Below are 25,320 nucleotides of genomic sequence, written 5' to 3' on the forward strand. Positions count from 1 at the left end.
GTTGAACCAATCGGGCTTTTAGGGACAGTTGATCTCCCACTTAGCTGTCTCATTTCTTTTGCCATCTGGAAGTGGGATTCTTACTGTCCCTTAATGCGGGATAAATAAGCCAGACAGTTAGAAGCATCCTGCAAAGGTAAGGAAAGTGCTAACCCCAACTAGTTTTGTCCACATTACAAAAAAGGCTGAAAGAAAACAATTCCTATCCCTAGAATATAAAAAAAGCATTAGGAGCTCCTAATGCTTTTAAGGGTTAGTTCTCTTTATGTTCTTCTTCACTTTTTAGCTTGTCTGTGTCTTTTTCTTTCTTATTGTCTGCATACCCGTTGTTGCCTTCTGTTTCAAAGTCATCTGGGTTTAGATGAGAATCACGTTGGAAAGATCTTTCGTCAATTTGCTCGGATTTCTTTTTATCTGTCATATTCCATTCTCTCCTTCACTATTTTGTTTGTTTATCAGTGCGATTATTTTTCTTATTAATAGCCGCACGGATATATTCTTTGAAAAATTGTTGCGATTTTTTATCACCGTCTAAAGCAAACTCCTCAGGATGCCATTGGAATCCCATCACAAATGTATGCTGCGTACTTTCAGCTGCCTCAACTATTCCATCGGGAGCAGTCGCCACTACCCTTAACCCTTCCCCAACTCTGTTTACTCCTTGATGATGAAAGGAGTTAACCTTGAAATGTTCCTCTTGAAAAATTTCAAATAGCTTACTCTCCCTGGAGAGTGTAATTGGATGGGACCGGTGTGTTCTGATTGAATTTTGCCTATGCTGCATAGCTGGTTCATCCCTTTGAGAATGAATGGATTGAAATAGTGAGCCTCCCATTACAATGTTAAGCATATGTAATCCTCTGCACATGCCTACGAATGGTTTGTCTAGCTCTAACATTTTTTTTACTAAATCATATTCCATCTTATCAAGTCTCGGGGTTGTCCTTTGCAAATCAAGATGAGGATACTCATTATAATAAGCAGGATCTATATCCTCTCCACCGGTAATAATCAAACCATCAATTTGCTCACAGAGCTCCTCTATATTTCCTTCTGATACTAGAGGAATTAATAGTGGTATTCCTCCCGCCTGAATAATGACATCCGAATACACTGGTGATAAATAATAATTCTTTTCTTCATCTACCTCTGCTGTTATGCCTATAATTGGCTTCATTAGTTTTCACCTTCTCCACCATTTTTATACCCACCATTCGTTCATTAAAAACTTGTTTGTTTTTAGTCACCAAGGGAATAAAAAAGGTAGATATCAAACAGAGGAGGTATTATCTCATGAGTGATAAATATGAAAAACTAGACGAACAAATTTCTGGACAAACACAAGATCGTCAGCCAGGTATTGAGCAAAAAATGCATCCACAGCCTATTTTTGATGATGAGAATTATAAAGGCTCGGAGAAATTAAAAGGGAAAACGGCTCTTATAACTGGAGGAGATAGTGGAATAGGCCGAGCGGTTGCCATCGCTTTTGCTAAAGAGGGAGCAGACGTTGCTATTGCCTATTATGATGAACATGAAGATGCGAAAGAGACTGTTCAGCTTATAGAAAAGTATGGTGTAAAAGCTCATCGGATTGCCACTGATTTAAGTGACGATGAAAATTGTGAGAAGGTAATTGCAGAGGTTATGGAAAATTTTGGAAAGCTAAATATTTTAGTTAACAATGCCGGAAAGCAATTTCCTCAAGAAAATTTCTTAGATATCTCGAAGGACCAACTATTCGAGACATTCGAAACGAATATTTTTTCCATGTTCTATCTAACACAAGCTGCACTTCCGCATATGACTAAAGGAGATACAATCGTAAATACTTCTTCCGTCACTGCCTATCGTGGCTCTAAAAGCCTGATAGATTATTCATCTACAAAAGGAGCAATTACCTCCTTTACTCGATCGTTGGCTTTAAATTTAGTGGATAAAGGAATTCGAGTAAACGCTGTGGCACCAGGTCCAATATGGACACCACTGATCCCAGCTACCTTTGATGAAGAAAAAGTGGAAACACATGGGGATAACAACCCTACTGGACGTCGAGGTCAGCCAGCAGAAAATGCTCCTGCATATGTTTTTTTAGCTTCGAATGATTCTACCTATATAACTGGTCAAACCATCCACGTGGATGGCGGAGATTTTGTAAACTCGTAGAAAGTAAAAATACTCATATGTAAATAGCACTTACGATTCTAATCAATCGTAAGTGCTTCTTACTTTTTAAGAGTAATTATCTGCTACTTTAGACGAGCTATCCATACGCACCAAACCCTTTGTTACTAGTTTTTTATCCTACGGTTTTATTTGTTTTTATTCCATCAAATGTATAGAGCACATATTTATTTTCGATTACCGTATCCACATGAACCGTTCTTCCCCAAAGTTGATAGATATAGGGCATTACATTCTCTAAATAACGAGTATCTAACTCTTTTCCTTCGTAGCAATGCTTAATATAAAGCTCGCCATTGCGACCATAATCCCCATTCTCTACAACTAAGTAGGGAAATCCACCATTCGTTCGCATTGCAACTAGTTCATTTCGAATTTGTTCATAATTTTTATCTGTGATTTCATAATTCCCATTTTTCTTCTCAAATAAATATAAATCTTCTCGCTTAACTAGTTCCTTTGTAAGATAGTTTCTTATAAAGGAGGTATCGGATTCTATTTCTCTTACTTCAAATATTTTTTCTCTTCCACCACCAGGAGAAATTCCCATCCGTTTCATCTCTTCTGATGGATGGTCATAGCGATGTTCAATATCTTCAAATATCTTTAATCCTAAATAATAGGGATTGATAGACGTCTTGGATGGCTGCACAACGTTCGCATTCAATTTAGCGAATTCAATGGTTTCTTCTGTGGAAAGATCCATTTCTCTTAAGATTCGTTGGTGCCAGTAAGATGCCCAGCCCTCGTTCATAATTTTGGTTTCTAGCTGTGGCCAAAAGTAAAGCATTTCTTCTCTCATCATAGTTAGTATATCTCTTTGCCATTCCTCTAATTCCTTGCTAAATTGCTCAATAAACAATAACAAATCCTTCTCAGGAGCAGGCGGAAACTTATTCCTATACGGAACAAATAGCCGGCTGGTCTTTTTCGTTTCGTCTAGGCTCCATAAATCATCAAATTCGCTTTTTCTCCTTACCTCTTCTTCCTCTTCTTCATACTCAGGAAGCTTTGGCCTAATGATGGATGGATCAATATGCTCCTGAATGGCGAGGACCGCATCCAAAAATCTTTCTACCTCCTCCTTTCCATAAAGCATTTCGTATTGTGCTATGCGCTCAGCAGTAGCTGTCATACTTTCCACCATATCTCTTCTAGTATTCGAGAACCTTACATTATTTTTGAAGAAATCACAGTGAGCAAGCACATGTGCGATAATCAGCTTATTTTGAATTAAGCTATTCGTATCTAGCAGAAATGCATAGCAAGGGTTGGAATTGATCACTAGCTCATAAATTTGGCTAAGGCCCAGGTCATACTGGAGCTTCATTTTTTGAAATTGCTTTCCAAAGCTCCAATGTGAAAATCTTGTCGGCATTCCGTATGCCCCTATTGTATAAATGATATCTGCTGGACATATCTCATATCTCATCGGATACGTATCTAAACCAAAGCCGGTTGCGATTTCCGTAATTTCGTTAATAGCACGCTCAAGTGTCCCGCTCATACACTGGAAGCTCCTTTAGCAAAGATACTTTTTAATGCTTTATAAATATCCTTATTCTCTTTTAAAATAAAATACCGAAATTTCGGATTATCTATTTCTTTGTAGGCGTTCATTAGAGTGGAATACCTGCTCCTCTCATTTACTTCAGCATAACCAAACATACGAGAGACCTTCATTAAATCATTTACTAGTTCCACACATTTAACATTGTCACTGGATATATTTTCACCATCTGAGAAGTGCACTGGATAGATGTTGTACTGGGAAGGAGGATATTTTTCTGCTATCAGCTCTAATGCTTTTTTATAGGCAGAAGAGCAAATAGTGCCCCCACTTTCTCCTTTCGTAAAAAATGCTTCCTCCTCCACTACTTTTGCCTCCGTGTGATGAGCAATAAATTCTATGTCCACCGACTCATACCTCGAACGCAGAAATCGTAGCATCCAAAAGAAAAAGCTTCTAGCACAATACTTTTCAAATACCCCCATAGAGCCACTTGTATCCATCATGGCAAGGACAACTGCCTTGGATTCTCTTTTTTTTACTTCATCCCACGTTTTAAAACGTAAATCATCTTGATGAATGGGAGCGATTTCTGCCTTCCCCTTTAAAGCATTCCGCTTAATAGCGGAAATAATAGTTCTCTTCTTATCAATGTTTCCCATAAGGCCTTTCTTTCTTATATCATGAAACTCAATATGTTCCGTTATAATCTCTGCGTATTGCTTATTTTCGAGGTGAGGGAGTTCCATATCTTGAAATAAGGCATCTTGTATTTCTTCCATTGAAATCTCTGCCTCGTAATAATCCTGCCCGGCACCGGTACTAGCTTTCTTACCTTTTCCAGCTTCATTTCCTTGCCCTGGCCCTCTCGCTACAATATCTCCAACCTCACTAGATCCATTTCCTTGCCCAACACGCTTGCCTGTATCATAGTTGTATCTGATTTTATATTCATCTAACGACCGGATGGGTATTTTAACCACATCTCGTCCGTTTGACATGATGATACTTTCTTCACTTATTAAATCAGGTAAATTATCGCGTATAGCCTCTTTGACTTTATCCATATGTCTTTGCTGATCCTGATGTCCTTTTCGATGTAGTGTCCAATTTTCCTGAGATATTAGAAATTTCCCTTTCTCTTCTTCCATCCTTAACACCTACCTATCTTGTTACCCGATTGGGTAAGAGTGTAAAAAAACAAGACTAATAAATATATCAGTCTTGTTTTCTTTCTCATTGGCTGTATGTTACCTATTAAGCAAACTTCCCACATACCTTAACAATTCATTTGCAGAGGTAGAATTATATCCATGTTCGTCTATCAATCTTGCGATTACTTCATTAACTTTCTTTAATTGTGTCTCGTCTGGAGTTGATGCAGAAGTAGTTATTTTCACTACATCCTTTAAGTCTGCAAATAGTTTTTTCTGAATGGCCTCTCTCAGCCTTTCGTGAGAGCTATAGTCAAATTTCTTTCCTTTTCTTGCATACGCAGATAGTCGGATTAATATTTCTTCTCTAAAGCCTCTTTTTGCATTTTCTGAGATGCCAATTTGCTCTTCTATGGAGCGCATTAGCTTTTCATCAGGACTCATCTCTTCTCCTGTCAAAGGATCCCTTAATTTATTTTTATTACAAAAAGCCTCCACATTATCGAGATAATTGTTCATTAAGGTAATAGCAGATTCTTCATAGGAATAAACAAAGGCCTTCTGCACTTCTTTTTTCGCAATTTCATCAAATTCCTTACGAGCAATGGAAATAAAATTCATGTATCTCTCTTTGTCTTCTTTGGAAATAGAAGCATGCTGGTCGAGACCTTCCTTTAGAGAACGCAATACATCTAATGCATTGATAGAAGGGATTTCTTTACGAATGATTGCAGAGGAGATTCTGTTAATTACATAACGAGGGTCAATCCCATGCATTCCTTCCGTGGTAGATTCTTTTTTTAGCTCCTCTATATCGATGTCATTATAACCCTCGATTGTCTCCCCGTCGTATAGCCGCATTTTCTTAACGAGATCCATTCCTTGCTTTTTAGAATCCTCTAGTCTAGTTAGAATGGAGAAAATAGCTGCTACTCTCAGCGCATGGGGAGCGATATGAACATTTCTCATATCACTTTCCCGTATCATCTTCTCATAAATCTTTTCTTCCTGACTGACCTGCAGATTATACGGGATCGGCATTACGATGATTCGAGAATGTAGCGCTTCATTCTTTTTATTAGCAATAAAAGAACGGTATTCTGTTTCGTTTGTGTGTGCAATAATCAATTCATCTGCACTAATTAAAGCAAATCGGCCAGCCTTGAAATTGCCTTCCTGTGTAAGGGAAAGCAAGTGCCATAGAAATTTCTCATCCAGCTTCAGCATCTCTTGAAATTCCATCATTCCTCGATTTGCTTTGTTAAGCTCTCCATCAAATCGATAGGCCCTTGGATCTGATTCCGATCCATACTCTGCAATGGTAGAAAAGTCTATACTGCCAGTTAAGTCGGCTATGTCCTGAGATTTGGGATCAGAAGGAGTAAATGTTCCAATACCTACACGTTTATCCTCCGAAAAGAAGATTCTTTCAATCATGACATCTTCAATATCGCCGCCGTACTCCTTCTCAAGCCTTAACGTATTAAGAGGAGAAAGTGCCCCCTCAATTCTTATTCCAAACTCTTTATAAAAGTCATCACGCAAATGAGACGGTATTAAATGTAATGGTTCTTCATGCATCGGGCAGCCCTTAATGGCATAAACGGCTCCTTTGTCTGTCTTCGAATATTCTTCAAAGCCTCGCTTCAAGAGAGTTACGATAGTTGACTTCCCTCCACTTACTGGACCCATAAGTAATAAAATTCTCTTTCGAACATCCAGTCTCTTTGCGGCTGGATGGAAATATTCTTCTACTAGCCGTTCGATTGCCTCTTCTAGACCGAATATGTCCTTCTCAAAAAAGTTGAATCTTTTTTTGCCATTCTCCTCCACAGCGCCTGCATCCTTAATCATGCTATATACACGCGCGTGCGCTGTTTGTGCCACTTCAGGCCTTTCCTTTACTATCTCTAGATACTCCCGGAAAGTACCTTCCCACTTCAGCTTATTTTCCAATTGGCGAGAATCTTTTATCTTCTCAAAGATGTCCATATTCCCCTCCATCCCTTTTCTAGAAATAATTTTGATGATTTTCAAATGACGTTTCCGTAGACATCTTGTTTAGAATATCTTCAATAGGCCTTCCTGATGAAATGCTAGCTCATCAACCGATTGCAAGTGAGTCCAGCTTCTCCTCTATTCTCCTTTTGTTTTTCCTATCATATGCAAATATTCCACGTTCGTTAAAAGAAACAGGAAAAAATATAAAGAAAAAGGATGAGCAAACGTTTAGAACCTTAACGAGCAACCTAGTGATTTGAACGAGAACAGCACGAACCAGACTTAAAAAGCCTCTATGATTCATCATAAGGGCTTCTTTATATTTGAACCTTAGGTTCTCCGCTGCGTCGGACGCTTTCCGCAGGAGTCGCCGACGCTGCTCCGAACCATTTGTTATTCCTATTAATACTAAGTTTTGACTAGTAAATCCTAATAAGAATAATACCTACTACGAAAAGAACCTGATTGTCCAAACTTTTTCTTTTTTTAACCTTTCATATACAGGTTCCCCGCTGCGCGTCTCATCTTTCGTTGCTGTTAGTTAGGGATTTTTATAAATAAATTCTGTTTTATCGTTCACTGAAATAGTTTTTATAATATCACCACATTCTTTTTTGATGGATATTATCCTTCTGGGGATATCTATTGAAGAAGGAAGTGTACCGGGAATATGGCAGCGACAGGCGGCGACTCCTGCGGGAGGAGGGAGTCAGGTGAGACACGCAGCGGCACGCGTTAGCGTCCGGCTGTGGCTCACCGCTCCCCCCGCGGAAAGCGTCCGCCGAAAGCACCCATTAGTCCTACTATGTAGCATTGCTCTTGTGACAGTCTTATTAAAACATCACACCTTTTTCAGATGTCCCATTTCATCTTTTTCTAATTCATTACACTGATATACTAACGCGACAACTAATTAGCGCGTGAGAAATTTTTCCTTTTTATACGAAAAATGCTTAAAGCGTGGAGAAAATTCGTTAAAATAAAAGGAAGTGGTTAATTCATAAAACAAAATTATTATTAAAAGGATAGTGATTGAATGATATATCTTAATGGAAAAGATTTGACACTTAAGGATATGAGATCGATTTTATACTTTAATGAAAAAATTGCTATAGACCCTCAATCGCTTGTAGCCGTACAAAATAGTAGGGACGCAGTAGAATCCATTGTCCAAACAGGAAAAACGGTATATGGTATTAACACTGGCTTTGGAAAATTCAGTGATGTTCCTATTGATTCAGCAGATACGCATACATTACAGCTACACCTCATCCGCTCCCATGCATGTGGGATAGGAGAACCTTTTGAAGAAATTGTTTCGAGAGCGATGATCGTACTTCGTCTAAATGCATTATTAAAGGGCTTCTCAGGAATTCGTATAGAGGTGTTAGAACGTCTTGTGTATATGGTAAACAACCACATACATCCAGTTATTCCTTCTCAAGGGTCATTAGGCGCATCTGGGGATTTAGCTCCTCTGTCTCACTTAGCCCTTGTATTAATTGGAGAAGGTGAAGTATGGGAAGGCGATTCTCGAATTTCCTCCAAGGAAATTTGGAAGCGTTATCATGTGAATCCTATTACCCTTGAAGCAAAAGAAGGCTTAGCCTTGATTAATGGTACGCAGGCGATGACTGCCCAAGGAGTGATAAATTGGCTGGAGGCAGAAGTACTTGCTTACCAAAGTGAATGGATTAGCGCAATGACATGTGAGGCATTAAGAGCAATCACTGATGCATTCCACCCAGCGATTCATACTGCAAGGGGATATCCTGAGCAAGTAGCGGTTGCTGAAAGAATGCGAGGCTGGTTGGCTGGAAGCAAACTCGTGACAAAGCAAGGAGAAATTCGTGTCCAAGATGCCTATTCATTGAGATGCATCCCCCAAATTCACGGTGCAAGCTGGCAGGTATTAGGTTATGTGAAAGAAAAACTAGAAATTGAGATGAATGCAGCCACAGATAATCCTTTAATTTTTGAAGATGAAGGGCTTGTAATATCGGGTGGGAACTTTCATGGACAGCCGATTGCTTTTGCCATGGACTTTTTAAAGCTAGGGATAGCGGAGCTAGCAAATGTATCCGAGAGACGAATAGAACGTCTTGTTAATCCACAGCTTAATGAAGGACTACCACCTTTTTTAAGCTCCCTTCCAGGCCTACAATCAGGGGCAATGATCATGCAATATGCAGCAGCAAGTCTTGTATCGGAAAATAAGACGCTTGCCCATCCGGCCTCTGTGGATTCTATTCCATCCTCTGCAAACCAAGAGGACCATGTAAGCATGGGAACTATAGGAGCAAGACATGCTCAACAGATTCTCCAAAACACTAGACATGTTTTGGCCATTGAAGCCATCTGTGCAGCCCAAGGACTTGAATATCGTGGAGCAGAGCTTGCTTCCCCCCTACTGTATAATAAATGGCAAGAAATTAGAAAAACCATCCCTCCTATCTTAGAGGATAGAGCATTCTATGTAGATATTGAAAATATGAAAAATCAGCTGAAAAACGAAATTTCTCTTAAAGAGAAGGAACCTCAAATATAACAAAAAAGCGCAAATGTCTATGCCTCCCCCGCCAAGCTAAGAATTGGGGGGAGGTGACTTTTTCAATTAATACGTGATACAGCTAATAAAAGGCACTCATTCCTATTGAAGGAAAAGCGCCATTATTAGTCTAGCTTATAGTTTTAGGAGACGATGAATTTCTTCTTCTACTTTTTCTGATCTTTGTTGATTTTCTAGAAGCAATACTTCAAGTTGTTTTGCAATTTCCTCTAGCTTATTAATAATATCTTCTACACGATTTATTGCTGTATCTATCTCTGAATGAATCGTCCATGCAGAGAAAATATCATCAAAAAAGTAATCGGCAAAAGTTAAGAACCCCTCTTTTTCTATCACTATGCTGTCTACCTCTATTTCATTTAGATCCATCAACTCTGTTTGAAAGCGCTGAAGAGATAGCTGTGCACGGTGAATGGCTTCCTCTGAGGCATCTAACTCACTATGCTTCAGTGCAGTAGCCATTAAGCCTCCCCCAAAGAAAGTATCCCAACTAGAATAACCATGTGCGTCATTTAGCGATTTCAACGCTTCTTCCAGTGCTTGCATAGCATCTTTATTTGCCGAGATAGCCTCCTCAATTTCTCTAATATAGGCATTTAAAGCAGTCTTTTCTTCATAACTTTCTTCTATCTTTTTTGCTGTGATGAAATCATTCTTCCTAATCCATTGCTGTTTTTCTTCTTTTAGTCTTGCCATTTCCTCGTCCAGAATCTGCCATTCTACCTTTTTAAGCTCCACATGAATCTGAAACTTATCATTTTCTAAATCAATGATCATTTTCTCCACTTCACGATATTTCGCTTCAATAGCTGCAAGCTCAAGCAGTTCCTTTTCTCTCTTTTCATCTATTTTCCCTGTTAATCCAAGCAACAAGTTCATGATAGAAAACCGGTCTAAACGATCTACATCCCTTTGTTCCTTTTTAAGCTCTTTCTGATAAAGCCCCTTCCGTTCCAAAGCTTGGCCAATCTGGTGCTCTATTATTTCTTGCTTTCGCAATAACTTATCTCTTTTCAACATTTCATCTTGTAGCCAATTCTGTTTAGTTTGTAATGAATCCCACATAAAATTCCCCTCCCTGATAGTTATACGGGCATTCTCAAGAAGAGTTTCAACGAGCGAAATGTTTAGAGTAATGATAGCTGGGTAATTTACTAATAATGAATTTAGGAGGAAATATAGATGTTTGACAATAAATCTCGTTCAAAAATCGGAGCAGCCTCCCTTATCTCTTTAGGCTATTTAGGATTAGAAGAGACAGACACGGAAGAAACTTGTGAAGAGCTAGTGGACGGTGTGAATGAAATAGAGACGGACAATTAAAGTAAAAAAAAATCTGTGGATATATTTATTCACAGGTTTAAATATTGATTTTCCAGGGTATTAGTAAAAAAATCTGATAAGTTATCCACTTATACCTGTGCATAACTAGGATAACTTACAAAAAAATCAAGAAAATGTAGGTATTATATGTATAAGTTACCCTGATTATTCGATTTTAATCAACAATCCTCAAAAAACATTTCGACAAAATTTGCACTTTTCTCTCTTGTGGATAAAGTTACTCACAATATACACATTAGATATATAAGACTTCTTAAATTATATAAACAAGTTATTAACAATTTATCCCCTTCTAGCTGTGGATAAAAGAACGATTGTTCTATATAAAGAAATTTGTTAAATTGGATATACACAAATATATGGTAGCTATGTCATTTGTTCTTAAAGATATTCATTTATTTTTAACATAATAATTGGAGGTATAATTTATGAGTAAAATGTCTGATGATCTTTTAATTGAGTCATATCTAAAAGCAAAAGAATTAAAATTGTGCCCTGATTTTTTAGCATTATTAGAAAATGAGATATTACGAAGATCTCTTCATGTAAATTTATAGTTCTAAAAGTGAAACTTTTTTACATTTAATACGTAATACAAATAGACAAGAAAACATTCGTCTATTAAAAATCGTGGAGGGTTTAGATTGAAGAAATTAATGGTTTTACTGCTTACAGCTACGCTTGTTTTTAGTTCTGTTGGAAGCTTTGTTTTTCAAGATACAATGATTGCAGAAGCGAAAAAATATAAATCTGGAAAAAAAAGCTTTAACACGAACAACAATAACAATAATACGAACTCTAATATACAAAAGGATAAGGAAGACTCAACTCCTGCAGCAAGCAAAACGAATAACACTACTAATACAAAAGGTGGTTTCTTTTCAGGTGGTCTAATGAAAGGACTTTTCGTTGGTGGATTAGCTGGCCTGTTATTTGGTAGCTTGTTTGCTGATATGGGTATGTTAGGTTCATTACTTGGTTTATTAATTAACGCTGGTGCTATTATCTTAATCGTTGTACTAATTAAGAAAATTTTCGATATGATGAAGAGAAAGCAAAAAGAGGATAAGCAAGTATGGAAAAACTAATCATCCCCGAGCAAAATATTATTAACGCACTCTGTGTATATCTAGGAAGAAAATATAGCATAAGTCCAGAAGAGGTAGAAATTGAACTTATGTTTAATGATGACACAGGTTTTACTGCTGAGGCTTTCATAAATCAGCAAACATATGAGTTATCAACACTAAATATTATTGAAGCACTTAGACAGTCTATGCGCGAGTTTCTTAACCTTGATCCTAATTCCTCAGCAATTGAGTTAATATTGGATGATGAAGAAGGAATTATTGCAGCTGTTAGTTAAAAGGAAAGGGTCGGATATTACTCCGACCCTTTTGTAATTCTATAGAACCCAGACTATATTTAGTCATCAGTTCATTTTTATTTTATTAACGTTGTTGACCGCTCATTTGACTTTGGGCTTGAGCAACTAAACGCTTCGTAATTTCTCCGCCAACGGAACCGTTAGCACGCGCTGTTGCTTCTCCTCCAAGTTGAACACCAAATTCTTGAGCGATTTCATATTTCATTTGATCAAGAGCTTGTTTAACACCAGGTACAAGTAGTTGGTTGCTGTTATTGTTTTTTGACATTTCTCTCACCTCCTTGTGAGATTAGATTGTGCGCTTTTAATTTGTTTATACAAGGAGGTATTAAAAATTTTTAAAGTCACGTGAGAAAAGCTCAAGCAAGTATAGAAACAGCATAAATTTCTTCCTACTTGGAAAGCTAATTTTGAATAACTAAATCTGCTTTATGTAATGGATTTATTGTATCTAGATAGAAGTCCTCCGCTTTCCAATAGCGGTTCTCGAATTTTTCTATCTGCTTTTTCGTTGTATTCTCTTCTCGGCTAAATCGTTGATCTTTTGTAGCCTCCATATATACGACAAAATCAAAGTAATTTCTCCAATCTTCTCTTTGAAGGAATACACCTTCTATTAGAATGACACAAGTCGGCGGGAGAATAACCTTCTTTATATGCTGATGGTCTATTTCATTTTCGTAAAATGACAGCTTTAAAAAAGGAGCAGTCTTACATTTTTCAAAAAAGCTTTCTTTTAATTCATCCACATCCCACTGTAAATAATAATATTCTTCCCATTGTTCACGTCCGGTATTATATCGCTTTTCTCTCGTTTCAATTAAATCATCGAGATGAATGATGACATGAGGAATATTCTTCTCCAACAAAAGATGTTTTAGTTGCCTGGTAATTGTCGTCTTCCCTGCTCGACTAAGACCGTCTATTCCTAGGAGGAACCTTTCCCCATCTTTTAAATTGGGTATGGACCTTTCTATTTGTTTTAACCCATTCCTCATCATAAACACCTTCCAAACAACAGAATTTAATTTTTCTAATTTTACATCTTGAACGAAGAAAGAATTGCTAACTCTATTCTAATGTATCATTTACATACAGCTATATCCAATTGGTTTTACTGATTAGTCTATAGCCACGTCATTAGCTCGTTTCGGTAAGTTTTCCTCTTCCTATTCATCAAACGCCGGCTTTTTTCACGTTATCCCGATTATTTACATAAGTTGATAAAAGAAAAGGAGAGTGACGTATTTTATGATTCATATGGAGCCCATTATATTGGAAGGAACGACGTTTCTAGCGGTGACTGTTAAATTACCTAAAACCACATTATTAACAGTCTCAAATGATAAAGGCTATATAATGTGCGGAGCTTTAGATGTTGGATTACTCAACGATAAGCTAAAGGACAGACAAATAATAGCTGGTAGAGCTGTTGGTGTAAAAACGATTGAAGAATTATTGAATGCACCACTTGAATCTGTAACAGTGGAAGCAGAGCGTTATGGCATAAATAAGGGGACAATCGGTAGAGAAGCCTTGCTCAAAATGGTATAACTACATGAATTTATTTCACACAGAATGAGAAGCCAAGGACAATCCCTGGCTTCTCTGATTTTGCATGTTATTTCATAACAGCTGGGGCATTTGTGTTTGTCACATTGACAAACAGCTTACCAGCAGCTCGTTGACGAGTTTCATTACCAAATTGGTCTTTTGCGATAACTTCGATTACTGCTCCGTTTGCTACAGTATCTGCAGGTACTGTCCAATATCCAACATAGTGCCCGCTAGACATCTCCATAAATGGAAGCTCCGTTGCGTTACTTACTTCACCACCTACATTTGTAAGAGGCATATGAATAACAAATGTTGGTTTTAATCCTGACTCACTGTCAAATTCGATTTTCACAGTTCTACCAGTCGTTATATGAACGTCTGTAGCAGGCGTTAAGTTAGAAATCTCTGGAGCATAATAATCTGCAGTAATTGTTACAGATTTTGTTTCCATGTTTCCAGCCTGATCACTTGCTTCCACGGTAATTACATTTACCCCTTCATCTAGTAGAAGACGTTTTGAATACCTACCATTTGAAACAGTAGCTCGCTCTCCATTTACAAGAACAGTTTCAAGATTATCATCTGAAATAGTTCCTTCTACAGTTACTGTTTCACGGTTTGTTTTCTCTCCATCAGCCGGCTTGTCGATTGTAAGCTCTGGCTTCTGACTATCTTGAATTACAGTAATTGCTTCTGATTCACCAGTCTCTCTTCCATCTAGAATAGAAGTTACGGTAAATTCATTTACTCCCTCAGTTAATGTCGCTTCAAACGTGAATTTGCCATCGTTTCCTACCGTTGTAGAATCTACTACTTCACCATTTTGGTTCAATTCAATAGTAGTAGTAGGAGAAGCAGCACCTTCAATCGTAACCGTTTCTTCATTTGTAACCAATCCGCTTTTTGGAGTAGTGATAACTGGACCATCCACTTCATAGCTAACGCGTGCACGGATCATATAGTTACCCTCTGCAGTAGGTGCTGGTGACCATGCTCCAGAAACGCTTTGATAGCTTCTTGCCGCATTGGTTCCATTTTCATCTGTTGCAAGTCCTGGTGTGTTAGGATTCGCAGCTGTTTGACGGTATACCATAAAGAAGTCTCCGTTTACAACGATATTATGCTCTGATAGATCTACTACTGTCCATTCTCCATTACGTAGCGCAGTTCCGTCGATTGGTCCTGCAATCTTTTTACCTGGAGTACCCTCTGCACCAGTAGCATCCCAAACCTCTACTGCGAATGAGGTACCACCTGGAACAGGCCATTCAGTATCCCAGAAACGGAATACTCCGTCTGTAACGATTCCACTTTCTTTTCCTTCAGGTAGGGACATTTTTACTGCCCAAGCATTTCCTGCAGCATTCCATGCACGTGCATTTTCTGCTGTTCCATCATCATAGCCAATTTCTCCACCTGGATATGTGTAGTAAGGCTCTAATGTAATGTTTTGTACAGTTGCTTCCTCACCAACAGTGACAGTAACCTCTGTACCATGGTAACCACGAGCTAGTACCTTTAACGTGTATTCACCTTCATATGCAGTAATAGAATATTGACCATTCTCATCTGTTGTCACCGGAGAAATATTTGCATCCTCTACTAATAGTAATGTAGCGTTTGGAATTCCTTCTCCTGTGGATTGATCAGTTACAGTTCCACTTACTGTATTTTGAGTGATTTCTTCCAGTGTAAAGTTCGCAGTAGTTGTTTCATCCGCTGCGATGACAACTGCTTGCTCCTCAGAAGCAAATCCATAAGCCTCTGCCTTTACTGTAAATTCTCCAGCAGCATGAGTCAGAGAGTAAGATCCATTTGCAGGGTTAGAATATACAGAGCGCCCTGATTCTAATACACTTACCTGTGCACCAAGTGGTAACAATGTTGGACTTGGTGTAGCATCAATTACTGGTGGCTCTTCTTTAGCAATAGGCATTTCAGGTTTGATGGTTTTAGGATCAATTGCTTCTTTGAAAGAATCTTTATCGTTTCCTTTGCCATTGTTTCCATTGTTGCCATTTACCGCATTTTTCCCGTTACCATTATTACCGTTATTTTTCCCTTTTGAAACTTTTCCAGTCTGTGACTCATTCGCAAGTGTTACATCATCGATATACCAGCCATCTTTTTGAACACTGCTATCAGAGAAAGCATTAAATCCAATATAAACTCGTTGTCCAGCATAGCTAGAAAGGTCTACTTCACCATCAACCCAGCCGTTAGACTGACCTTGAACCATTAATAACTGCTCCCAGTTTTCACGATCTGTAGAGATGAACACATGGCCATAATCCCATGCTCTTCCAGAAGTCGACATTTCAAAGTTATGCCATTGTTTGAATTGTAAATAAGCGCTGCCCTCAGGAAGATCAACCGGAGGCATTACTAGAGTAGCGTTCATGCTATTTGCATATAGCGCATCTAGATCTGTTGCATATACTTTTTCACCAGAAGCTGCAGCACCAGGTCCGGTTGTTGGTACTCCCCACTCCCAGCTATCGTTTGTTCCAAAGGATGTCCAACCAGTTGGTGTAGACTCAAAATCCTCTGAATATCCAACTGTAATTCCCGGTTTCACTTCCACTGTATATTCGTCACTTGAAACTTCATTATTGCCAAAATCATTGATAGTCCAAGAGTAAGTGAAAGATTCTCCAGTTATTAAAGCTCCAGGTACTACTACGTTATATTCCCCAGCTTTATAGTCACCAGACTTGCGCCCAGCTTCAATTGTTTGCCATGCACCATCAGCATCTTGGTAGTTTAATACTACAGAAGCAATGCTGATGTTATCTGTAACATTCACAGATAATGGTAGATCCATTCCTGCATATGTTTCTGCAGGAGCAGCGTGTTCAAATACAGGAGCTTCTGTGTCCTCTCCTTGCTTTGTTACTTGACCTTTTAAAGATCCTAGACCAGAAATAATAGAAGAAACTGCATCATAAGCATTAACTAAGCCATAACCATATCCATGGTTTGGAGATTCTGGATACTGAGCATCTGTTAATGGAATAGCAGTATTTAGTAAAATCTCTTCTATCTCATCTACTGTTAAATTTGCATTTACTTGCTTAAGAAGAGCTACTACACCAACTACAGCAGGACCTGCCATTGATGTACCATCCCAGCCTCCTTCATATCCACTACCTGGGACAGAAGAACGGATATTAACACCTGGTGCAGAGATATCCGGTTTAATTTCATCATACGGTGATGGTCCTCTTAAAGAGAAACCAGCTACCTGGTTATTAATATCTATAGCACCAGTTGCAAAGGATTCAGGATAGTTAGATGGAGCAGCTACAGACCCAGGACCACCAGGGTTTGTAAAAGTAGTGTTACCAGCAGAGAATTCAGGGAAAATTTCCGCTGCACGCCAGTTAATAACTACGTCTCTGTACCATTCATCTAATCCAGCTCCGCCACCCCATGAGTTATTTACAACATCTGGAGCTAAATCTACTCGTGCGTTGCCGTTTGCATCTCTTGGAGCTAAAATCCATTCAGCAGCCTCTAATAAATCTGTGTCAGATCCACCTGAAGCTGTAAAAGCTTTAACTGCAATGAATTTTGCACCCGGTGCAACTCCGATTTGGTTGGAGCCATTCGGTTCGCTACCTACCATCGTTCCAGTTACATGAGTACCATGACCTTGATCGTCATATGGCGTAGCTCCTGCACCAGAGGTAGAGTCAAACCAGTTAAAGTCATGGGAAACTTCTCCTGTTGCTTTGTTATAGCCTCGATATTTCTCTTTTAAAGCTGGGTGATCCCATTGAACACCAGTATCAATACTTGCCACTACTGTCCCGGCTCCATCAATTCCCATATCCCAAACTTCTGGAGCTTTTACACGTTCTATATTCCATTCAACGTTCGCAATATCTGCCTTAGGCGTTTCTTGTGTTTCTACCTTAGTTGTAAAAAGCTGACGTGTTTCATTTGGTAGAACCTTTTCCACCTCAGGGAAGCTAGCAACCTTTTCAGCTATTTCCTTGGTTGCGGTTACCGCTAGTCCATTGACAATATAATAAGATTCAATGTCCTTAGCGTTTCCATTTGCTTCTTCCTGTTCAAGAAACTCTAGTACAGATTCCTGAGATTCTAAGGATGTAGATTTTAATTCAGAAACTACTGCAGAACGTTTCATTAACTTAGTATTATGGGAGGATAAGCTCTTAGATTCTGCCAATTCTTCTGCTTTTTTAGAAACCTTGACAGTATCAGCCTTATCTTTGAATTTGATAAGAAAGGTAACTTTGTCATCCTCTTTAAAGCTTTCTAGTAGACTACTACTAAGCTTGTCCTTTACAGAGATACTATTAGGATTAGAATCTCTAAAAGATTGATGAAGGTTTTTGACTGATGCTTCGGCATTTACTACATTTGGAGCAACTAGCGAGAACGTCATTAGTAAAGATGCTGCAAGGCTAAGTGCCTTAGTGGATCCTTTTCTTCTTCTCAATTTCCTTCCTCCTTTTTATATAGGTACTTCTGTAAAACGTTATGTCCCTCCTTTGCAATTTACTCGCAACTATCTCATGGAGTTTAGTAAATCTCTCGCTGTACCACTCACTATATAGGAAAAAAGCATTCTTTTTTGTCGAATTAAGTCGCATTTTTCTTTAGTTTTCAGAATTGAATGAATATTACCAAGTTAGCTAGTTAGCTAGTTAGGTACTTAGAAAGGAATACGCTGGTCATAAAGGCTCAAAACAAAGAAAAAAATTTAGGAACCCTAAATAATTATGGAAATTAGGATTCTATTTTCCTAATCAATTTTAAAAATGATTACTTTTCCCTATTCTCTATATGTTAGGACTTCTTGCTAGTGTACTTATTCACTTTTTGTAGGCATTAATATACAAGACTTTTTGCTGATGACTGACCAATCCCTTGGCGTCCATGCAAAACTTGTGGATATGAGTTACTTATATTGGTAAAATGATACTTAATAGAATGTTAAATTGATCGGGATAAATAGGGATGAAAGAGAGGAGGGCGTTAAATGAAACAAGAGATAGCTATCGAGAAAATTAGTGAAAGTTTAATAGCAGATCCCTTAGTGAGGGCAATATTTTTAAAGGGTTCCATGGGAAGAAATGAGCACGATGAATTCTCTGACATCGATTTATATTGCTTAGTCGATAAAGAAGACCGAGATTTATTTTTACTTAATAGAATAAAACATTTAGAAGCGTATAAGCCAATTATATTCCAAGATAGCGTCTATATTATCGCTCCTCAGATTATCGCTGTCTACGAAGACTTGCTTCATATTGATTTGTTCACTGTAACATCAGAAGATTTTCCAGCAAAAGATTATTTTAAGGTCCTTTATGACCCTGAAAATTTATTAAAATCATATATCCATACGCAAGGCTTAGCTATCTCTTTGGAACAATATCGAGATGATGTGATAGATACTGCATGGTTTTTATTTCAATACAAAAAATCAGAGGACAGAGGCAACCATATATGGTCAGTACGAATGCTTTCCAATGTTATGGAGCATCTTTCAAGAGTATTATTATATAAATACAAGCCATCTAGAGCTCAGCTAGGCCTGAAGACCTTACATACCTCTTTACCTGCATCTGTAAGATTGCAAGTGGAGGAGATATTTAATCACATAACTGTCCATCACCACTCCATGGCTGCCCTTTTAATAAGCAAACTAATCGCCGAAGAATATGATTGGATGATGGACGAACTACCAGATTCAGATAGAAGCCAAATTGAACCGCTAATGAATCGTATGCTTACTTACCACTTAAAGAAAAAAAAGCTGCATCCCAACTAACCAGGGAGTGCAGCTTTTTGTTAATAAAATAGTAAAAGTAATGCTCCTACGATAAAACAATAATACGTAAAATAAATGAGTTTACCCTTCATCATGACTCCCATAAACCATCTCATTGCATAATAAGTCATGATGAAAGTAGAAACAAAAGCTACTAAATAAGGGATAGCAAGTTCTCCCTTATTGGGCTCATCAAAAAAATCCGTGAAGCCCAGCACTACTCCACCCAGGCTGATCGGAATATAGAGCATGAAAGAAAAGCGTAGTGCAGTTTCTCTTTTCATCCCTACAGCCATTGATGTAATGATTGTAGCCCCAGATCTGCTGATGCCAGGCAGTAATGCCACCGCTTGCCCTAACCCAACAAGAAAAGCGTCACCTGCCGATAGGTCGGCCTCCCCTTTTGAGCCCTTTGAATTACGAATAGCCCAAAGCGCTATCCCTGTCACAAAAAGCATGATAGCAATGGTAGTCATACTGACGCTCTCCGCAATGACATCGCTAAAGAGCACGCCTAGAAGTCCTGCTGGAATTGTCCCAATAATAATATAAAGCACAAAGTTAAATTCACTACGATAGCGTGAGTCTTTTGTTTTCATAAAGGATAATGAATTAGTTAAAAGTCTTATAATATCCTTTCTATAAATAATTACAATCGCTAGTAAGGATGCTGTATTCGTAAGAATGGCAAACGTAAAGCCCTGCTCCCCCATCCCTAGTATCTCACTGACGATCATGACATGACCACTTGATGATACTGGGATAGGCTCTGTAAAGCCTTGGACAAGTCCAATAATTAAATACTTCAGAATGGTTAGAAGCTCTTCCATATGTACCTCTTTTCCTAAAAAAATAAGGAGGAGATATTATTCTCCTCCCTAATCTTTTACTACTGTAACCTCTGTCTCAGAATTCTCAGGAGCTTCTGATTTTTTTATCTCAATATAGCGTATTTGGTGCCCTTCTTTTTCCTTAATAGAAAAAGCATATCCCTGATAGTAAATTGTTTTATCTAAATCTAAATCCATATCTTGTGTGTAATACCAACCACCTATTGTATCCACTGACTCTTCCTCTAAATCAATAAATAACAGCTTGGCGATATCCTCTAATAAAACACTTGAATATACAAGATAATGATCTTCGTTTATTTTTCGTACCTCTGGAATTTCATCGTCATCAAATTCATCTCGGATTTCACCAACAAGTTCCTCCAGAATATCCTCTACCGTAACCAATCCAGACGTTCCACCATACTCATCAAGCAATATAGCCATATGAATACGCTCTTTTTGCATTTTTTGGAGAAGGTCTTGGATTCTGGTTGTTTCTATTGTATGAATTACTGGGTTAATAAATTCTTGTAACTGAAAAGTTTCTGGAACAATTCTGTTTTTCATACCTAATGTTAGGAAGTCTTTAATATTTAGAAACCCTAATATATTATCACGATCACCCTCGTAAATTGGATATCTAGTATAGCGTTCTTCTGAGACAAGCGTTAGCACTTCCTCAAAAGTAGCATTAATATCAAAGCCAATGATATCTGTACGTGGCACCATAATTTCACGAGCAATTTTATCGTCAAATTCAAAGACGTTATTTACAAATTTAAGCTCATTTTTATTGATTTCTCCGGATTTAAAGCTTTCGGAAAGTAATAAACGCAGCTCTTCCTCTGTATGCGAAAGCTCATGCTCACTTGCAGGCTTCATACCAAAAAGACCTACTAATAGTCTAGCCGAACCGTTAAGGAACCAGATAAACGGGTAAAGAATTTTATAGAACACCATAATTGGCTTAGCAAACATTAATGTAACTTTTTCTGCCTTTTGAATGGCAATTGTCTTTGGAGCAAGTTCACCAACTACTACATGCAAGAAAGTAGCAATAAGGAAGGCTGCTCCTACAGTAAAGAAGTGAATATAATCTGTGGGGATGCCTATTGTTTCAAATAGAGGATGAAGAATAAATTCAAAGGTAGATTCTCCAACCATACCGATCCCTAAAGCTGTAACAGTAATACCTAATTGGCAGGCTGAAAGATATTCATCCAAATGAGTCGTTACTTGTTTGGCAGAAAGCGCCCCTTTGGACCCTTCAGCAACAAGCTGATCTATTCGTGATTGTCTGACTTTAACAATAGCAAACTCCGTAGCTACGAAGAAAGCTGTTAATGCTATCAAAATGGTAAATATCGTTAGATTCAATGCGGTCAATAAGTTGTTCTACTCGCGAAGTAGAACGTCACCTCCTAAGGTAATAATAGAATTAATGATTGGATGAGTGCCACGCTATCTGGAGAAACCTTTTTCTTAACAGCTTGCTTTTGGTTCTCATCCATATTCGCCATGAGCTTAACTACATCCTTCTCAAGCTTACGCATTTGTAACCTTATTTCTTGTATATCAATTTCTTCTTCTCTAGTTGCAGTTTGAGTGAGTTGCTTTCGAATCTCGTCTAAACATTTTCCATTAGCCTTTTGCTCTTCTATCCAGCGCAATTGTTCCACCATAGCGGAATCGTAATACCGATAATTAGATGCCGAGCGCTCTACTTGAAGGAGCCCGAGATTTGTATAATAATCAATGGTTCTTTTTGTCACATTAGTCATTGCAGCAAGCTCACCAATTTTTAATTTCTCGTTCCCATCAAATCACCCCAAACCATCACGTTATAGTTCTAAGTATAACGTGATGGTTCGAAAAAATCCATAGTTTTATATGTAAATAAAAATACGCCTCGTTATTGTTTAAACGAGACGTATTGTAAAATATTATTTAGTTTTACTAGTTTTAAGTTTGATTAATCTAGGATTTTCACCTTAACAGTTTTTATTCCCCAGTTCATCGCATCCTCATAAGAAGGGATGAAAACATCTACTTTATTTCCTTTAATAGCTCCACCAACATCGCCTGCAATCGCTTCTCCATATCCTTCTACCCAAACTTTTGAGCCCAATGGAATAACGGAAGGATCAACAGCGACTACCTTTTGATTTGGATTTGCGATTAAATCAATTCCAGTAGCTGTTACACCTGAGCAGCCATCACAGGAAGCCGTATAGGCTGTCGCCGTTACAGTTAGCTCTTTTGAAGCGTCAGCTGGTTTACTCTCCGCTTCTTTTTTTGAGATGGCTGCTGCCTTTACCGCTCCTCCACTTACATTTAATCGATCACCCGGATGAATTAAATCACTTGTCAGCTGATTAGACGACATCAAATTGTTGATAGAAATGCCCTGCTCTTGTGCAATACTGTAAAGTGTATCACCTACTTCTACGACATATACCTTACTTGATTCCTGAAAATTAAGTTGTTGTTCTGGATATATAATTGTGGAGTCCAAGTCGTTCCATTCTTGGATAGCTTGGACATTAACATTATTCTCTTGTGAAATAGACCAAAGGGTATCACCCTTCTCTACCGTGTGGATGCTTGAAGCAGATGCTTGACCTGCAATTCCGAAAGAAAGCCCTGCTAAAGCAGTTAGTGCTACAATTTGTTTCTTCATAAAATGAAATTCCTCCTTTTCACTAACGACCCTAGCTTAACATGTCCACATGACAAAGCCATTGCAAATAAATTATAGGAATATAATAAATGTGTAACACACTATTTCAATGTAATTTTTATTAGGAGGGGATAGCAAGTCTCCATTTCCTTGTATTAACCACCTTTTACAAGCAACAAAAAAAGCACCCTCCATTGGAGAATGCATATTAGACACTATAATATACGATTAGGTAAGCCGCCTTTGCCGTACTTGAAAATATAGAAGTTTTAAACCACCACTCCTCAAAGTGGGTGTTCGCAGAAACTCTCCTGCTTGTCTTCATTGTCCGAAGAGAATGAAGCCTGTCATTCCAGTTTCTATATAAAACTCCCTGTTACAGCTTAAAGGTTAAAACTTTATATTGATACGTACAACGCAGCCTATGTACATATAATATACCCACACCTCCAGAATATCAAGGGAAATGTTTGTATGCTTTTCCATTTTGACTTTATGTATAATAGAACTAACAACTGGACCAAGGAGGATGCGAAACCATGGATCCAAACGATAGAACGAAAAGCGAATGGGAAGAGGATATCGATGATGAGGAGCTACGCCTTCTCGTTTTAGAAGCTCAAAGAGAAGCAGTAGAAAAAGCTGCCGAAGAAAGAAGAAATCCACCCAAACCGAAAGCACCCTTTCCCAGATGGATCTTTTATCTGATTGCTCTTGTCCTTGTATTCAACACAGCAGGATTGTTATTTCAAACGTTTTCCATACCTGCCGTAGAATTCGCCAAAACATCTGCTAGACTTTCCACACAAGAAGATATCGCCGCCTACAAGGAGGCAGTAGTGACCGTGATAAATGATAATAGCAGAGGAACTGGCTTTGCCATATCTGAGGATGGAACCCTCCTCACTAATTACCATGTCATTGAAGGAAGTAACCAAGTGACAGTCAACTTTCCCGAGGCAGGAAGATTCCGTGCAGAAGTGGTGGATACATATCCTGACATAGACTTAGCTGTTTTACAAGTAGAAGAAGATGGCCTTCCCTATCTTGAGCTAGCTGATCAACTTACTGCAGATCAGGGAGAACTTATTACCTTTATCGGAAATCCTTTAGGCTTCTTGGATATCGCAAATGAAGGAACCATCTTAGAATATTACCAGCTGAAGGATTGGGAGCAACCAGTCATGATGATCCAAGCCCCAGTTTACCGAGGAAATAGCGGGAGCCCTGTTCTAAATGAAGATGGAAAAGTAATTGGTGTAGTCTTTGCCACCATGAAACACGAGGAACATGGAAAAGTAGGCTTATTTATTCCTATCGAATACTTTCACCAACAAATAGAATAAGAAAAGTAGCCGGACCCCACCCTATTAGCCACTGGGAAAGCGTCCGATGCAGCGGAGAACCGAAGGTATAAAATTAAAGAAGCGCTTATGATTCATATCATTTTATAGAATCATAAGCACTTCTTTTTTCCTTAAGCGAGCTTTATTCAAATTTAACAGCGACCACTTTTCCGTTCATTCTCCTACCAATTATCCAAGGTACTTCTCTCTCCAGGTCGTCTTCTCTTTCTCCTGTATCTGTTGCTCTAATACACTATCCCACTCATCCGTCAACGTATTCCATACTCTCGTATAAAACAAATCTTCCTTTTCGTTAAATAAAAGAAACTCAAAGCAAGGAACATCATCTACATATAATTCTTCGGTGGATACAATATCACCAATCACTATTTGCAGTTCACTATGCTCCTCTACCCCTTTCTTAATTAAGGCCTCGACCACAGTCTCTTCCTCCCAGCGAAAGCGTGCGAGTCTCTTCTCTGGAGTATACCTGAATACCTGAAGATGCTCTTCTCCTTCCAACGCTGGCTTTATCTCCCCAGGTAAAAATAGATCGTGCGTTTGACTATATAGCAGCCCCTCTGTTTCAGGCTCCTGCTCTTCCTCAAAGATACCTTTACTTAACTGCTCCTCGCCTTTGGAGGTAAGGAAGATCCTTTCATTTGTCACAGTAATCAAGCCTGACTTTTTCATCAATCCTATCAAGTCGTCTATAAACAGCTGCTCTACCAATAGAATCTCGCTAAGCTGTTTGCTACCTTCAATCTCCGCTTGCTGAAACGAGAGGAGCATCATTTTCATCAGCACATCCATCTTTATTCGCTTAATGGGACGGTATGTCACCTCAATGGTATAAACAGGGACACACCATTCTGCAGTTTCCATGATTTGAACATTTTTATCTTGCTCGAGCTCTCTTCTTAAGCGTTTCTGTAATTCTTGCATGATT

Annotated in this window: 23 protein-coding genes and 1 other RNA gene; 9 read left to right on the top strand and 15 right to left on the bottom strand. The window is 38.4% G+C overall.

Translation table 11 applies throughout. The annotated features are described in order from the left end of the window. Positions 1–253: 253 nt before the first annotated feature. Both AC1VU3_RS15145 and AC1VU3_RS15150 read right to left on the bottom strand, forming a co-directional pair. Positions 254–421 carry a hypothetical protein gene (locus AC1VU3_RS15145; RefSeq protein ID WP_480389970.1) on the bottom strand — a complete coding sequence of 56 codons (168 nt, stop codon included), beginning with the start codon at positions 419–421 and terminating at the stop codon, positions 254–256. Positions 422–439: 18 nt separating this feature from the next. After that, the gene (locus AC1VU3_RS15150; RefSeq protein ID WP_482983909.1) at positions 440–1,177 is read right to left on the bottom strand and encodes a gamma-glutamyl-gamma-aminobutyrate hydrolase family protein; all 738 of its coding nucleotides are present in this window, start codon (positions 1,175–1,177) and stop codon (positions 440–442) included. 116 nt (positions 1,178–1,293) lie between these two features. On the opposite strand from AC1VU3_RS15150, the gene AC1VU3_RS15155 reads away from it, so the two are divergent. Then, positions 1,294–2,166 (top strand): SDR family oxidoreductase, encoded by an 873-nt coding sequence (locus AC1VU3_RS15155; RefSeq protein WP_482983910.1) that lies wholly within the window; start codon positions 1,294–1,296, stop codon positions 2,164–2,166. Between the two features lie 133 nt (positions 2,167–2,299). Here the strand turns inward: AC1VU3_RS15155 and AC1VU3_RS15160 are convergent, their stop codons facing one another. From AC1VU3_RS15160 to AC1VU3_RS15170, 3 genes are all read right to left on the bottom strand, one after another. Beyond that, positions 2,300–3,691 (bottom strand): SpoVR family protein, encoded by a 1,392-nt coding sequence (locus tag AC1VU3_RS15160; RefSeq protein WP_480389967.1) that lies wholly within the window; start codon positions 3,689–3,691, stop codon positions 2,300–2,302. Continuing rightward, a complete protein-coding gene (gene yhbH / locus AC1VU3_RS15165) occupies positions 3,688–4,845 on the bottom strand; it encodes a sporulation protein YhbH (RefSeq protein WP_480389966.1) in 1,158 nt (385 codons plus the stop codon). Before yhbH ends, AC1VU3_RS15160 begins: the two co-directional genes overlap by 4 nt. A gap of 99 nt (positions 4,846–4,944) precedes the next feature. Beyond that, positions 4,945–6,840 carry a PrkA family serine protein kinase gene (locus AC1VU3_RS15170; protein ID WP_480389965.1) on the bottom strand — a complete coding sequence of 632 codons (1,896 nt, stop codon included), beginning with the start codon at positions 6,838–6,840 and terminating at the stop codon, positions 4,945–4,947. Positions 6,841–7,885: 1,045 nt separating this feature from the next. Between AC1VU3_RS15170 and hutH the strand changes: the two genes are divergently transcribed. Further along, positions 7,886–9,397, top strand: a complete 1,512-nt coding sequence (gene hutH, locus AC1VU3_RS15175) for a histidine ammonia-lyase (RefSeq protein ID WP_480389964.1) — start codon at positions 7,886–7,888, stop codon at positions 9,395–9,397. A 135-nt stretch (positions 9,398–9,532) separates the two neighbouring features. Here the strand turns inward: hutH and AC1VU3_RS15180 are convergent, their stop codons facing one another. Continuing rightward, positions 9,533–10,483, bottom strand: coding sequence for a hypothetical protein (locus AC1VU3_RS15180; RefSeq protein ID WP_480389963.1), 951 nt, complete (start codon positions 10,481–10,483; stop codon positions 9,533–9,535). A gap of 117 nt (positions 10,484–10,600) precedes the next feature. Here AC1VU3_RS15180 and AC1VU3_RS15185 point away from each other — a divergent pair, with 117 nt between their 5' ends. From AC1VU3_RS15185 to AC1VU3_RS15200, 4 genes are all read left to right on the top strand, one after another. Further along, on the top strand, positions 10,601–10,741 hold the full coding sequence (locus AC1VU3_RS15185) for a hypothetical protein (protein ID WP_480389962.1): 141 nt from the start codon (positions 10,601–10,603) through the stop codon (positions 10,739–10,741). A gap of 449 nt (positions 10,742–11,190) precedes the next feature. Then, on the top strand, positions 11,191–11,319 hold the full coding sequence (sda, locus tag AC1VU3_RS15190) for a sporulation histidine kinase inhibitor Sda (protein WP_480389961.1): 129 nt from the start codon (positions 11,191–11,193) through the stop codon (positions 11,317–11,319). A gap of 87 nt (positions 11,320–11,406) precedes the next feature. After that, positions 11,407–11,850 carry a hypothetical protein gene (locus AC1VU3_RS15195; protein WP_480389960.1) on the top strand — a complete coding sequence of 148 codons (444 nt, stop codon included), beginning with the start codon at positions 11,407–11,409 and terminating at the stop codon, positions 11,848–11,850. Beyond that, positions 11,838–12,128, top strand: a complete 291-nt coding sequence (locus tag AC1VU3_RS15200) for a DUF2653 family protein (protein WP_482983911.1) — start codon at positions 11,838–11,840, stop codon at positions 12,126–12,128. Before AC1VU3_RS15195 ends, AC1VU3_RS15200 begins: the two co-directional genes overlap by 13 nt. An 85-nt stretch (positions 12,129–12,213) precedes the next feature. On the opposite strand, the gene AC1VU3_RS15205 is transcribed toward AC1VU3_RS15200, so the two are convergent. Together AC1VU3_RS15205 and AC1VU3_RS15210 are read right to left on the bottom strand one after the other, a co-directional pair. Then, positions 12,214–12,417 (bottom strand): alpha/beta-type small acid-soluble spore protein, encoded by a 204-nt coding sequence (locus AC1VU3_RS15205; RefSeq protein ID WP_480389958.1) that lies wholly within the window; start codon positions 12,415–12,417, stop codon positions 12,214–12,216. A 136-nt stretch (positions 12,418–12,553) separates the two neighbouring features. Next, positions 12,554–13,147: a kinase gene (locus tag AC1VU3_RS15210; RefSeq protein ID WP_480389957.1), complete on the bottom strand. Its 594-nt coding sequence runs from the start codon at positions 13,145–13,147 to the stop codon at positions 12,554–12,556. Positions 13,148–13,400: 253 nt separating this feature from the next. Between AC1VU3_RS15210 and AC1VU3_RS15215 the strand changes: the two genes are divergently transcribed. Continuing rightward, a complete protein-coding gene (locus AC1VU3_RS15215) occupies positions 13,401–13,703 on the top strand; it encodes a YunC family protein (RefSeq protein ID WP_480389956.1) in 303 nt (100 codons plus the stop codon). Positions 13,704–13,770: 67 nt separating this feature from the next. Here AC1VU3_RS15215 and AC1VU3_RS15220 read toward each other — a convergent pair whose 3' ends face one another. Next, on the bottom strand, positions 13,771–18,174 hold the full coding sequence (locus AC1VU3_RS15220; protein ID WP_482983912.1) for a S8 family serine peptidase: 4,404 nt from the start codon (positions 18,172–18,174) through the stop codon (positions 13,771–13,773). 543 nt (positions 18,175–18,717) lie between these two features. Here AC1VU3_RS15220 and AC1VU3_RS15225 point away from each other — a divergent pair. Continuing rightward, positions 18,718–19,512, top strand: a complete 795-nt coding sequence (locus tag AC1VU3_RS15225; protein WP_480389954.1) for a nucleotidyltransferase domain-containing protein — start codon at positions 18,718–18,720, stop codon at positions 19,510–19,512. A 20-nt stretch (positions 19,513–19,532) separates the two neighbouring features. Here the strand turns inward: AC1VU3_RS15225 and AC1VU3_RS15230 are convergent, their stop codons facing one another. The 5 genes from AC1VU3_RS15230 to ssrS all read right to left on the bottom strand — a co-directional run bounded on the left by AC1VU3_RS15230 (position 19,533) and on the right by ssrS (position 23,452). Continuing rightward, the gene (locus AC1VU3_RS15230; RefSeq protein ID WP_482983913.1) at positions 19,533–20,342 is read right to left on the bottom strand and encodes an undecaprenyl-diphosphate phosphatase; all 810 of its coding nucleotides are present in this window, start codon (positions 20,340–20,342) and stop codon (positions 19,533–19,535) included. Between the two features lie 48 nt (positions 20,343–20,390). Further along, positions 20,391–21,731: a hemolysin family protein gene (locus tag AC1VU3_RS15235; RefSeq protein WP_480389952.1), complete on the bottom strand. Its 1,341-nt coding sequence runs from the start codon at positions 21,729–21,731 to the stop codon at positions 20,391–20,393. 35 nt (positions 21,732–21,766) lie between these two features. Next, positions 21,767–22,126 (bottom strand): MerR family transcriptional regulator, encoded by a 360-nt coding sequence (locus AC1VU3_RS15240; RefSeq protein ID WP_480389951.1) that lies wholly within the window; start codon positions 22,124–22,126, stop codon positions 21,767–21,769. Positions 22,127–22,317: 191 nt separating this feature from the next. Next, positions 22,318–23,025, bottom strand: a complete 708-nt coding sequence (locus tag AC1VU3_RS15245; protein WP_480389950.1) for a 3D domain-containing protein — start codon at positions 23,023–23,025, stop codon at positions 22,318–22,320. A gap of 230 nt (positions 23,026–23,255) precedes the next feature. After that, positions 23,256–23,452: non-coding RNA, 6S RNA (ssrS, locus tag AC1VU3_RS15250), on the bottom strand. 112 nt (positions 23,453–23,564) lie between these two features. Here ssrS and AC1VU3_RS15255 point away from each other — a divergent pair. After that, positions 23,565–24,371, top strand: a complete 807-nt coding sequence (locus tag AC1VU3_RS15255; protein ID WP_480389949.1) for a S1C family serine protease — start codon at positions 23,565–23,567, stop codon at positions 24,369–24,371. Positions 24,372–24,560: 189 nt separating this feature from the next. Here AC1VU3_RS15255 and AC1VU3_RS15260 read toward each other — a convergent pair whose 3' ends face one another. After that, positions 24,561–25,316 (bottom strand): hypothetical protein, encoded by a 756-nt coding sequence (locus tag AC1VU3_RS15260; protein WP_480389948.1) that lies wholly within the window; start codon positions 25,314–25,316, stop codon positions 24,561–24,563. Between the last annotated feature and the right edge of the window lie 4 nt (positions 25,317–25,320).

It is taken from the genome of Psychrobacillus sp. Z16_25 (genome assembly GCF_056856695.1).